Consider the following 12108-nt stretch of genomic DNA (forward strand, 5'->3'; position numbering starts at 1 on the left):
ATGTTTAAAAAGTTTATAAAAAGACCGGTACTCGCCATCGTGATCTCGGTGATGATCGTATTTATTGGTACGCTGGCCATCAAGCAACTGCCTATTTCGCAGTTTCCGCAGATCGCCCCTACTACCGTAAATATCTTTATCGCTTACCCGGGGTCAAGTGCAGATGTACTTGTAAAATCAACCCTCATCCCGCTGGAAACGGCGATAAACGGGGTGCAGGATATGCGATATATAGCTTCCGACGCCACCAGTGCGGGGGAAGGAACGCTAAGAGTGATCTTTGAACCGGGAGTGGATCCCAATGATGCGGTGGTCCGGGTCAAGACCCGGGTAGACCAGGTCATGCCTTTGCTGCCCGAGCTGGTGCAGCGGGAAGGTGTGATCATCACTCCTGTACAGCCAAGTATGCTTATGTACGTGAACCTGTACAGTAAGAATAAGGATACCGATGAGAAGTTCCTCTATAATTATGCCTATACCCGGATAGTTCCTGAAATCCAGCGGATCAAAGGGATCGCCAATGCGCAGATCCTGGGAAGTAGAAAGTATGCTATGCGTGTCTGGCTGAAACCAGACAGAATGCGGGCTTACAATATTTCTGCGGAAGAGATCCTGGAAGCCATGGAAGACCAGAGTATCCTGGCCCGGCCGGGTAGGATCGGGAGAAGTTCAGGTAAGAGCGCCCAGGCGCTGGAATATGTCCTTACCTATCGTGATCGCTACAGTGAACCCGAAGAATATGAGGATATCATCATTACTTCTAATGAAGAAGGACAAACCGTAAGTCTCGGGGATGTCGCCAATGTGGAACTGGGAAGTGAATTCTTTGATATTTACTCCAACCTGGACGGGAAACCTTCGGCATCTATAGTTCTCAAGCAAACCTTTGGGAGTAATGGTAGCGATGTGATCAAAGACGTTAAGGAGAAACTGAAGGAACTTAAACAGGACCTGCCTCCAGGCGTAGATTACGAGATAAGTTATGACGTTTCCAACTTCCTGGACGCTTCGATAGAACAGGTGCTGCACACTCTTAGGGATGCATTTATCCTGGTTGCCATCGTGGTATTCTTATTCCTTGGTGACTGGAGATCTACGTTGATCCCTATTATCGCGGTTCCGGTATCGCTTATCGGGGCATTTTTCGTGATGCAATTGTTTGGCTTATCCATTAACCTCATCACCCTGTTCGCGCTGGTTCTGGCCATCGGGATCGTGGTAGATGACGCTATTGTGGTGGTGGAAGCCGTCCACCTCAAAATGGAAGAAAAGAATCTTACGCCCTATAAAGCAGCCGTTGAGGCGCTTGGTGAAATTGGAGGAGCTATCCTGGCCATTACCATGGTCATGGTATCGGTATTTATCCCAATTTCATTTATGTCTGGACCGGTAGGAGTATTTTACCGGCAGTTCTCTATCACCATGGCCGGAGCTATTGTTATTTCGGCAGTGGTAGCACTTACCCTTACCCCTGTTCTTTGCGCCATGTTGCTGAAGAATAACCACGGAAAACCAAGAAAGAAATCACCTATAAACAGGTTTATTGACTGGTTTAACCGGGGCTTTGAAAGGCTTACCGGAAGATATATAGGCTTCCTGAAGTATATCGTCAACCGAAGGATACTTACTTTCGGAATTTTGCTGGCCTTTTGCGCCGGGATATTCGTAACCAATAAGGTATTGCCTTCAGGTTTTATCCCGAATGAAGACCAGGGAATGATCTACGCGATCGTGCAAACCCCTCCCGGGGCGACTTTGGAGCGTACGAATGAAGTAGCCCAAAAGCTGATGAAGATCAGTGAGGAGATCGAAGGCGTGGAATCTGTTTCTTCCCTTGCCGGGTACGAGATCATGACCGAAGGTCGCGGTTCCAACGCCGGTACCTGTTTGATCAACCTTAAACCCTGGAGCGAGAGACAGCATTCGGTTCACGAGATCATGGAAGAACTCGAGGAAGAATCGAAAGACCTGGGGGCGGTGATCGAATTCTTCGAACCACCGGCGGTACCAGGTTTTGGTTCTTCGGGAGGTTTTTCCCTGAGATTGCTCGACAAGACCAACTCCACCGATTACCAGGAATTCGAAAGGATCAATAATGACTTCCTCGAAGCGCTTGGTGAAAGAAAAGAGCTAAGCGGATTATTCACCTTTTTCGCCGCAAATTATCCGCAATATGAACTCCAGATCAATAATAAAGCGGCCATGCAAAAAGGCGTTTCCATTGGTAAGGCCATGGAAAACCTGAACATTCTTATTGGTAGTACTTATGAACAGGGCTTCATTAAATATGGTAGGTTCTTCAAGGTTTACACCCAGGCCGCACCTGAATACCGCGCCATGCCTAAAGACCTGGAACAACTTTATGTGAAAAATGAAGAAGGAGAAATGGTGCCCTACTCTGCTTTTATGAAACTGGAGAAAAAACTTGGGCCTAACGAGATCACCAGGTATAACCTTTATAATTCCGCAGCCATACGTGGTTTACCGGCTAAAGGTTACACTAGTGCCGATGCCATCCAGGCCATTCGTGAAGTGGCTAAGGAAAAACTTCCGCGTGGTTATGATATCGCCTGGGAAGGACTTTCTTATGACGAAGCAAATCGTGGGAATGATGCCCTTTATATTTTCATCATCGTACTCATTTTCGTGTACTTCGTGCTGGCTGCGCAATACGAAAGTTTCTTGTTGCCGCTGGCCGTATTACTTTCTCTGCCCATAGGGATCTTCGGTTCCTTCTTATTGCTGAAGTTAATGGGGCTTTCTAATGACGTATATGCCCAGATCGGGATGATCATGCTAATTGGTCTCCTTGGTAAGAACGCCGTGTTGATCGTGGAATTCGCCGTGTTGAAGCGTCATGAAGGAGCCACGGTTCTCGAGGCAGCTATCGAAGGTGCGCGGATGCGTTTCCGTCCTATCCTCATGACCTCCTTCGCCTTTATCGCGGGACTTATTCCGCTGGTGATCGCTACCGGTGCCGGCGCTATAGGGAACCGAACCATTGGAGGTTCGGCCATGGGTGGAATGTTGCTGGGTACCATGTTCGGGGTGCTAATTATCCCCGGCCTTTATTACATCTTCGGAAAAATGGCCGATGGTAAGAGCCTTATCAGGGATGAACATGATGAGCCGATGAGCGAGGAATTCTTCAGAAATAATAATGGAGAAGGCCAGATTAGAAGCCGATTAAGGAAGATGAACAAGAAACTGAAAAAACTAATGAAAAAAGAGGAAGAACATGTTTAGGCTTTATAAACTCAGAAACACCAAAGTATTCCTCCTTGGAGCACTGGCCGTAATTTCAATTTACGGCTGTGTGCCCACCAGGGATGTAAGGGAAGAAAAGACCGATCTACCTGATAAATTTGGGGAAATTCAGACCAAGGATACTTTGAACACCGCGAACCTCAACTGGAGAGAATTCTTCCTGGACCCTCAACTGATAGCTTTGATAGATACTGCCCTGGTAAATAACCAGGAGCTTAACATCATGCTGCAGCAGGTATCCATGGCCAAAAACGAAATCAGGGCCAGGAAAGGAGAATATCTGCCATCAGTAAAAATTGGCGCAGCTGCCGAAGTTGAGAAAGTGGGTCGTTATACCAGCCAGGGTGCCAGCGATGCCAATACAGATGTTAGACCCGGAGAGGAATTTCCGGAGCCTCTGCCGGGATATTCGGTGGGCGCCTTTGCCTCCTGGGAGATTGATGTATGGAAGAAACTTCGTAATTCGAAAAAGGCAGCGGTGATGGAATACCTGTCTACGGTGGAAGGAAAGAACTTCATGATCACCAATCTCATTTCTGAAATCGCTGAATCCTATTACGAGCTTCAGGCCCTGGATAATGAACTGGCGATCATTGAGCAGAACCTGGAGATCCAGGCTAATGCTCTTAAAACAGTGAAACTTCAGAAGCAGGCGGCTAAAGCTACCGAACTTGGAGTAAGAAGATTCCAGGCTGAAGTTTTGAAAAATCAGAGCGAATTGTACGAGGTGAAACAGGAGATCACCGAAACCGAGAATAAACTGAATTTCCTGATAGGAAGAACGGCTGAGCCCATTCAAAGGAATTCCGATGATTTCCTCGAAAAGAAAATGGATAGCATTTCCACGGGGATTCCATCTCAGCTGTTACAGAATCGTCCGGATATACGGCAGGCAGAATTTGAGCTGGCCGCAGCCAAACTTGACACCAGGGTAGCGCGAGCCAATTTCTATCCTTCTTTCGCCATCAACGCGGGAGTGGGACTGGAAGCTTTCAGCACAAAATTCCTGACCTCTACCCCGGAATCTCTACTATACTATCTTGCCGGGGACATGGTCGCTCCGCTTATTAACCGGAATGCGATCAAGGCTGAATACGCCACGGCAAACGACCGGCAGCTACAGGCAATTTTCGAATATGAAAAGACCATTCTGAATGCTTTTATCGAGGTTAAGAATGGAGTTTCCAGGATAGAAAACCTGAGGAAAAGCTATGAATTGAAAGAACAGCAGGTAGAAGCACTCACCGAATCTATTGAGCTGACCAATAAATTATTCAGGTCGGCGAGGGCAGATTATCTCGAGGTGCTGCTTACCCAAAGAGAATCTCTGGAATCCAGGATGGAACTGGTGGATACCAGAAAGGACCAACTTTTAGCCCGGGTTACTTTATACAAGAACCTAGGAGGGGGTTGGAAGTAGTTAAATTCGATTAGCTGAATTTGAAAGGCCATTTTTAATTAAATGGCCTTTTTTTATTCTGAATGATCAAAATGATTTGACAAAAAGAGAATTAAGTGGTTTTAACATTTATAGACTTAAAATTAATTATTAACATCTACTTAACATAAAATGCAAAATTCAAATATCACTCTTAAAACACTGAAATAAAATAATTTAGAGTCTATTCCCTAGCAATACGGCTATCCTAAATTATATTCCCTGAGCTCTTTGAATGTTCTTTATTAACAATGTCTACATTACGAAGTTTCTAATGATTCTTGGATTTTAACTATTTATTAGCAATTTTTGAAAGTGGTTAATTCAAATATCTATCAGATGAAACAAAAATTACGATTAATTTTAATCCTACTTATGGCGCTCGTAACCGAAATTGGTTTAGCGCAGGAAAAAACAGTCACCGGAACGGTAACTGATTCAGACGGTTTGCCTCTACCCGGGGTAAACGTATTAATTAAAGGGTCCTCCACCGGTACCCAAACCGACTTCGACGGAAATTATGCCATTCAGGCAGAACAGGGAGATGTCCTTGTTTATTCTTTCCTGGGATTGCAAAAGGCTGAGTACACAGTTGGTTCGGTAAACATTATTGATGTTACCCTGCAACCCGATAACTCGACATTAGATGAAGTTGTGGTAGTTGCTTATGGTACATCCAGCCAGGAAGCTTTTACCGGTTCAGCGAGTGTGATTGGTTCCGCAGAACTGGAAACCAGGAACGTGACCTCTGCAATTGCAGCCATCGAAGGTAAAGCAACCGGGGTGCAGTTCACCTCTCCTTCAGGACCTGGTGAATCACCGGGAATTGTGATCCGCGGTGTGGGTACCCTGAATGGTGACACCGATCCTCTTTATATTGTAGATGGTGTACAATTTGAAGGAAATCTAAATGCTATAAACCAGGAGGATATCAAATCCTTCACTGTTCTAAAAGATGCGGCTTCTACTTCCCTTTATGGATCGAGAGCTGCGAACGGAGTTGTAATTATCACTACGAAAAGTGGTACAGCAGGAGAAACCAAGATCAATCTCTCTGCACAGACCGGTATGGTTACAAATGGAGTTCGCTTATATGACCAAATTTCTCCAGGTGAGTATTACGAAGTAATGTGGGAAGCTCTTAAAAACTCCAGTGCTGGAGGTGGTGATCCTCAATTCGCTACTGATAATATTTACAACCAGTTAGGATACAATCCTTTTAACGTACCTAACGAACAGATTGTTGGGGTGGATGGACGATTAAATCCAGATGCCGAATTGATCTATAAAAGCCTGGACTGGTTTGAAGAATTAACTCAAACTGGAATCAGAACAAATTACAACATGAATGTTTCCGCAGGTGGAGAGGATCATACCGTATACTTCTCTACTTCTTACCTGGATGAAGAAAGTTATGTGATCACCTCTGGATTCGATCGTTTAACTGCTCGACTAAATGGTGAGTTCGATGTTACCGACCGTTTTAAGGTTGGAGGTAATGCATATATCGCTATTTCTGAGGCAAGAGGTCCAAGTTCAGCAGGAACAGGAAGTATTGTTAACCCATTCGGATTTGCTTTAGGAGTAGGTTCGGTTTATCCGGTTTATGTAAATGACCTGGATGGAAATATCGTTTTAGACAACTTCGGAAATCCAGTGTATGACAATGGTGAAGGTTACGCGGAATACAATATTGGATCCAGACCTATCAATCAGGGACGTCACGCGATTCAGGAACTTGTGCTAAACAACGAAAGAGACAGGGATAACACTTATGGTTTAAGGTTATTTGGAGATTTTGAAATTCTTGATGGATTGAATATTCGATTGAATTATGGTCGTGATATCAACGAATTATGGGAAAGAGAATATGAAAACGCTATCATTGGTGATGCCCAGCCAGATGGTCGTTTAAGTGAAGATCGTGCAAGACGTGAAGTTGAAAACTTCAACCAGATCTTAACCTATAACAAGAGCTTTGGAAATCACAATCTGGATATCACAGCTGGTCATGAAAGCTTCGAAAGAACTATCTCTAATTTAGAAGGTCTTGCTACTATTCAGGCTGCGAACGGAATCTATGAATTCGCAAACTTCTCTAATATCGTAGATCTTGATGGAGCTACTTTTGATAAGGCGATCGAAGGTTACTTCCTTAGAACAAATTATAACTTCAAAGACAAGTATTATTTAAGTGCTTCTGTGAGAAGAGATGGTTCTTCTGTTTTTAACATGGATAACAGATGGGGTAATTTTTACTCTGTAGGAGCGTCTTGGAGAATTGACCAGGAAGGATTTATGGATAATGTTTCTTTTATCGATAAATTAAAACTTAGAGGATCCTATGGTGAAGTAGGTAACGATGACCTTTTAGACAGCTACCTGTCTCAGGCGAGGTTTACTATTACTTCTAATGCGGCAAATCCTGCCATCCTGTTTACAGACATTGGAAACACTAACCTGCAATGGGAAACTATTGAAAACTTTGATGTAGCATTGGAATTCGCTCTTTTCAACAATTTCCTTGAAGGATCTGTGGAATACTACAAGAAAAACTCTAGCGACCTTCTTTATAATCTTCCGATTGCATTGAGTAATGGTTTGAACCAGGTTCCTGTAAACCTTGGAGACATGTACAACTCAGGTTGGGAAATGGCTCTTACGGCAAACCTTCTAAACCGAAATGATTTCAACTGGAACCTTACCTTACAGGCTTCTACCTTTAAGAATGAGATCACCTCGTTACCAGATCCATTTATCAACGGTAGCAAAAGATGGGCTGAAGGTCGTTCAAGATTCGACTTCTTCCTTTTAAGAACTGCTGGAGTAGATCCTGAAACTGGAGATCAGTTATTCTTATTGTATGAAGATGATGAAAACGGTGAAAGCGTACCTGTTCTTGATGAAAACGGAAATATCGCAACTACAAATGACTGGCAGGAAACTCAGCAGGCTTACACCGGAGATTCCTCAATTCCAGATCTTTTAGGTTCGGTAGCCAATAGTTTCAGCTACAAAGGCTTTAACCTTGACTTCCTTATCACCTATGGTGTTGGAGGATCTGTTTTAGATAACGCTTACTCAGGATTAATGCATAGTGGTAGCTACGGAAGTTCACTTCACCCAGATATCCTAAGAGCATGGAGAGAGCCTGGAGATATTACAGATGTACCAAGATTAGAGAATGGAAATCCAAACCTGGTTCGTACACAATCTGACAGATTCTTAACAGACGCTTCATTCTGGGCCTTGAAAAACGTAAACATCGGCTATAACTTCAGCAGGAATACGACCGATTCCCTTGGACTGGACAATCTACGTGTCTCAGTAACAGGAGAAAACTTATATTTAAGTAGTGAAAGAAATGGATTAGATCCACAATATAACCTTGCCGGAACTCCTCCTGGAGACGATTTCTCTCCGCCACGAATTGTTTCACTTGGTGTTAATCTTTCCTTCTAATCGATAAAAAAATACAACTATGATAAATAAATTTAAATACTGTGTTCTGATATTATTTGCGATATCGATCACATCCTGTAGTGAGGATTTTCTCGAAAGAACACCAACTGATGCTATCTCTGCATCAGACGCTTTGGCCAACGAAGAAAACATGCAGCTTGTACTTAACGGGATTCACCGTGGTTTATATTCTCAGTCTCAAACGGTATTTCCGGGTGGTAACACCGCCAGGGCGAACAACCATTACTGGGTGCCGCTTGGAGATAATTTAACCGGAGACCTCATTCACTCTGCTAACGCTAATAACCTTTCGTGGCGTTCTGCGATGCAATGGAATGAGCATACCCAGCCAACCTCTCTAACGGTAGAGCTGCTTTGGTATCACCGTTATAACATTATCCTGCATGCCAATTTGCTGATTAACGGAATCACCAATGGTGATTTTACTGAAACTCCGGAATTGAATTCAATTCTTGGACAGGCTTACACTTACAGAGCCTATGCTTATCTTTCTTTAGTTCAGCATTTTGCAAAAGGTTATTTAATTGGAGATCCTTCTTCAGATCCAGGAGTACCTTTATTATTCTCTTCTGAATCTCCATTTACCAGTGAGCCAAGATCAAGTGTTCTTGAGGTATACGATCAAATTGGTCAGGACCTGGAATCAGCTATCGCTGCTTTTGAAGCTGGTGCACCAAGATCTGGTGGTGGCCCGGAAGCTAAATCTCAACTAAACATCGATGTGACTTATGGCTTAAAAGCGAGATGGGCACTATCTAAAGGAGATTGGGCTACAGCAGTTGATGCTGCTCAGAAAGCAAGAGAAGGTTATGCTCTACTTGGAGAGGATGACTGGAAATCTGGATTCAACTCTAACAATCTTTCAGAAGTGATCTGGGGTAGCCATGTAATCCAGGCTGAAACAACCTTCTTTAGATCATATTTTTACCTGGCTAGCAATACCTTTAATGGTAGCCAGATTAGAAATAACCCAAAGATCGCCGATAGAAGACTGGTAGATGCCATTCCTGAAACAGATTATAGAGGGGATGTATTCCTACCGGATGCACCTAACTCGAATACTTCAGCTGCCAATGGTAATGGTGGATGGGCGAATAACACAAATCCACTATACACCTCAGAAGAGGAATTCGATGCTGCGATTGCTGAAATCAAAGGCACCTATGGGCTTGTTTCCGGCCATAATACGCATCCATATATGCATTTCAAATTAAAGCAGGCAAATCCAGGTACCATCGATCCAGATGATGTTATCTATATGCGCGCTTCAGAAATGTATCTTATCGAAGCGGAAGCTAAGCTAATGATGGGTGATCTTAACGGAGCTATTGAAGCATTAAGACCTCTTGCCGAGGCAAGAGACAGTGCATGGAGTGATGATTTTGCTTCAGAAGATGCATTCTTCGAGCATCTTAAGTTCCAGTGGAAATTGGAATTATGGGGTGAAGGTTTTGGATACACCAATCACATTAGATGGGATCAAGGTATAGACCATGCGGCCGATGGAGGTTCGGGAGCTTCAGAGGTTCTTTACCAGGATGCTTACCAGATCGAGAAACCATCTGTGAATGATGACTGGATCTTTAAGATTCCACAGGCAGAGATCAACGCGAATCCAAATTTAAGCCCGTCTGATCAGAACTAGTTTTAATTAGCCCTTAAATTACCTAGAACCCTCAACAATTCAGTTGAGGGTTTTTTTTATCCTTTACTAAAAAGAAATATCAAATCTTAAGCCTTAAAAGGCAATCCCGAAGCCTGGGGAGATCCTGCGTATTTTTTTGAAATAAAAAAGCCTCAAATAAAAATGTAAGGCTATTTTTAATTAAATGGCCTTTTTTTATCATCAACTTTTAGTAACCTAGGTTACATTCAACCCGCTGAGGAAAATTTATATTCGCTTCCATGCTAACCAGGATCATTATATCAACTTCACTAATCTTTCTCTTCCTGGGAAAACTGATAATCGTTGAGGCTCATTTACTGAATGTGATCTCTGAAGGAAGCATAACGATCGTGAACCCGAATTGTAAGAAAAAGAGAGCCACAGAGAGCAAAAAACCTTCATTTTCTGGTAAGGATACAACAGCTCACCACCAGATATTTCAAATAGCTCATTTATGCAATTCTTATTATAATAAAGTTCCTTTTGAATGGTCCATAGCTTTTCATACACAAATTTCTTTGAAAAAGCTGGGTATTATTTCAAATAACTACCTGTTCTATCCTGAGCAACATTCTCCTCCTCCAAAAATTGCGTGAACCATCCTCAATTTACTGAAGCTATCCTGAAAGGTGCTTCATCACTTTTACTAATTTAAATCACGCATAATGACGAATAAGATCCAAATTAATCGTCGTTCCATACAGTTATTGCGAATCCTTATTAGCGGTATTTTTCTCGTGGCAGGTGGAAACCACTTGTTGAATACAGAGAAAACTGTCCGCAGGCTTGAACAAGCCAGTTTTAAGGGAATTGCCTATTTCTTTGGTGATCCCGAATGGCTGGTAATCCTCTCCGGGATCGTAATGCTGGCAGCAGGTTTTCTATTTCTTATAGGATATAAAACCCGGTGGGCGGCAATCGTATTACTACTAGTATTAATCCCTATAACGCTTTCTGTTCAGGTGGGTCAGATAAACACGCTTGGACCACTTTTCAAAAACATAGCAATTCTTGGTGGTCTTTTATTTTTTGTAATGAACGACACCGATCAACTTTTTAAAATCAAATAGAATGAAAACGATTATTTATAGCAGTATTATAATTTTACTAAGTGTCTTTGCAGGAAATGAAGCAAAGGCCCAACGTGACAGTTCATATAACTATGTTGTACTCACAAAAAAGCTTCCCCAATTGAAACCGATCTTACTAACGGCTGAAAAGCTGAAAGAGAAAGATGGGGACAGATTCGGGGAATTCCAGGTAATCATTTGTGGAAAAACTATTGAGGATATTACCAAGCCAGAAAAGATCGACAAATTCAGAACCATATCAGATAAGATCGGAGTTCAACTGGTAGCCTGTGGCTTTTCCCTAAATAAATTTGAAGTGGATATTGAAAAAGTTCCTTCAGACATAAAAATCGTCGAAAATGGGATTCTCTATAACTTCGAACTTCAGAAAAAAGGATATTTAAGTTTAGGCCTATAGCGATAAGATCGAATATCAGAAAGAAGAAAGCCTGTCAAAAATCGATAGGCTTTCTCTTTTTATTAATTCTAGTACCTGCATGATCCTGAGTTTGGTATTGTTACCCATCAAAATCCAATCACACCATGTGGTTGGATTTGTATGCTCAGGGTGGCAGTCCCTAAGCTTCGGGAGAACCTTCACATTTTTTTCAGAAATAAAAAAAGCCTCACATAAAAATGCAAGGCTTTAAGTCGGGGTGGCAGGATTCGAACCTGCGGCCTCCTGCTCCCAAAGCAGGCGCGATAACCGGGCTACGCTACACCCCGATGGTCATCAATATACCGTTTTGCTCCTCGTTTTTTAATCTTTTTCTCCAAATTCATAGCTTCAGAGCGATTATCAACTTCAATTTGCAAAACAATTTTCCAGGGGTATCCACTTTTAGTAGAATTCACTCTCCCTGAATTGTGTCTTTTTAATCTTTCATCGATATCTGCAGTCTGACCTACATAATATCTAGAACTTTTTTCACTATAAAGAATGTAAACAAACATCTTTTAAGTCTTACGTTTCGGCGGCCTTCCCGCTTCAGGCGGGACGCGATAACCGGGCTACGCTACACCCCGAATTTGCTTTCGCAATTCATTCAATATTTTTTATTCAAAATTCAAAATTTTGAATCCTTCCTCAAGCTTGAAACCGGGCGGAGCCTGTGCCGAGCTTGTCGAGGTACTACACCCCGAAATGGCTTTTCAACCATAATTGGGCGGCAAATATAAGAATT

General features: G+C 42.7%; 8 protein-coding genes and 1 tRNA gene. 7 read left to right on the forward strand and 2 right to left on the reverse strand.

The window, feature by feature from the left end:
- The 7 genes from C8P64_RS10610 to C8P64_RS10640 all read left to right on the forward strand — a co-directional run bounded on the left by C8P64_RS10610 (window position 1) and on the right by C8P64_RS10640 (window position 11342).
- Window positions 1-3246: an efflux RND transporter permease subunit gene (locus C8P64_RS10610; RefSeq protein WP_108172033.1), complete on the forward strand. Its 3246-nt coding sequence runs from the start codon at window positions 1-3 to the stop codon at window positions 3244-3246.
- Window positions 3239-4687 (forward strand): TolC family protein, encoded by a 1449-nt coding sequence (locus C8P64_RS10615; protein ID WP_108172034.1) that lies wholly within the window; start codon window positions 3239-3241, stop codon window positions 4685-4687. The genes C8P64_RS10610 and C8P64_RS10615 overlap by 8 nt, the downstream gene beginning before the upstream one ends.
- Window positions 4688-5044: 357 nt before the next feature.
- Window positions 5045-8167: a SusC/RagA family TonB-linked outer membrane protein gene (locus C8P64_RS10620; protein WP_108172239.1), complete on the forward strand. Its 3123-nt coding sequence runs from the start codon at window positions 5045-5047 to the stop codon at window positions 8165-8167.
- Window positions 8168-8186: 19 nt separating this feature from the next.
- Window positions 8187-9833, forward strand: coding sequence for a RagB/SusD family nutrient uptake outer membrane protein (locus C8P64_RS10625; RefSeq protein ID WP_108172035.1), 1647 nt, complete (start codon window positions 8187-8189; stop codon window positions 9831-9833).
- A gap of 260 nt (window positions 9834-10093) precedes the next feature.
- Entirely contained in the window at window positions 10094-10450 is a 357-nt protein-coding gene (locus C8P64_RS10630; RefSeq protein WP_108172036.1) for a hypothetical protein, read from the forward strand.
- A 69-nt stretch (window positions 10451-10519) separates the two neighbouring features.
- On the forward strand, window positions 10520-10924 hold the full coding sequence (locus C8P64_RS10635) for a DoxX family protein (protein ID WP_108172037.1): 405 nt from the start codon (window positions 10520-10522) through the stop codon (window positions 10922-10924).
- A gap of 1 nt (window position 10925) precedes the next feature.
- The gene (locus tag C8P64_RS10640; protein WP_108172038.1) at window positions 10926-11342 is read left to right on the forward strand and encodes a sulfur reduction protein DsrE; all 417 of its coding nucleotides are present in this window, start codon (window positions 10926-10928) and stop codon (window positions 11340-11342) included.
- A gap of 233 nt (window positions 11343-11575) precedes the next feature.
- Here the strand turns inward: C8P64_RS10640 and C8P64_RS10645 are convergent.
- Both C8P64_RS10645 and C8P64_RS10650 read right to left on the reverse strand, forming a co-directional pair.
- Window positions 11576-11650, reverse strand: a tRNA-Pro gene (locus C8P64_RS10645).
- Window positions 11636-11878, reverse strand: a complete 243-nt coding sequence (locus C8P64_RS10650) for a GIY-YIG nuclease family protein (RefSeq protein ID WP_108172039.1) — start codon at window positions 11876-11878, stop codon at window positions 11636-11638. Before C8P64_RS10650 ends, C8P64_RS10645 begins: the two co-directional genes overlap by 15 nt.
- Between the last annotated feature and the right edge of the window lie 230 nt (window positions 11879-12108).

Source organism: Christiangramia gaetbulicola, from assembly GCF_003054225.1.
In the GTDB taxonomy this organism is placed as follows: domain Bacteria; phylum Bacteroidota; class Bacteroidia; order Flavobacteriales; family Flavobacteriaceae; genus Christiangramia; species Christiangramia gaetbulicola.

Bases quoted from the DNA above. Each gene is read 5' to 3' on its own strand.
- C8P64_RS10610 (WP_108172033.1), top strand. From the start codon at position 1: ATGTTTAAAAAGTTTATAAAAAGACCGGTACTCGCCATCGTGATCTCG.
- C8P64_RS10615 (WP_108172034.1), top strand. From the start codon at position 3,239: ATGTTTAGGCTTTATAAACTCAGAAACACCAAAGTATTCCTCCTTGGA.
- C8P64_RS10620 (WP_108172239.1), top strand. From the start codon at position 5,045: ATGAAACAAAAATTACGATTAATTTTAATCCTACTTATGGCGCTCGTA.
- C8P64_RS10625 (WP_108172035.1), top strand. From the start codon at position 8,187: ATGATAAATAAATTTAAATACTGTGTTCTGATATTATTTGCGATATCG.
- C8P64_RS10630 (WP_108172036.1), top strand. From the start codon at position 10,094: ATGCTAACCAGGATCATTATATCAACTTCACTAATCTTTCTCTTCCTG.
- C8P64_RS10635 (WP_108172037.1), top strand. From the start codon at position 10,520: ATGACGAATAAGATCCAAATTAATCGTCGTTCCATACAGTTATTGCGA.
- C8P64_RS10640 (WP_108172038.1), top strand. From the start codon at position 10,926: ATGAAAACGATTATTTATAGCAGTATTATAATTTTACTAAGTGTCTTT.
- C8P64_RS10650 (WP_108172039.1), bottom strand. From the start codon at position 11,878: ATGTTTGTTTACATTCTTTATAGTGAAAAAAGTTCTAGATATTATGTA.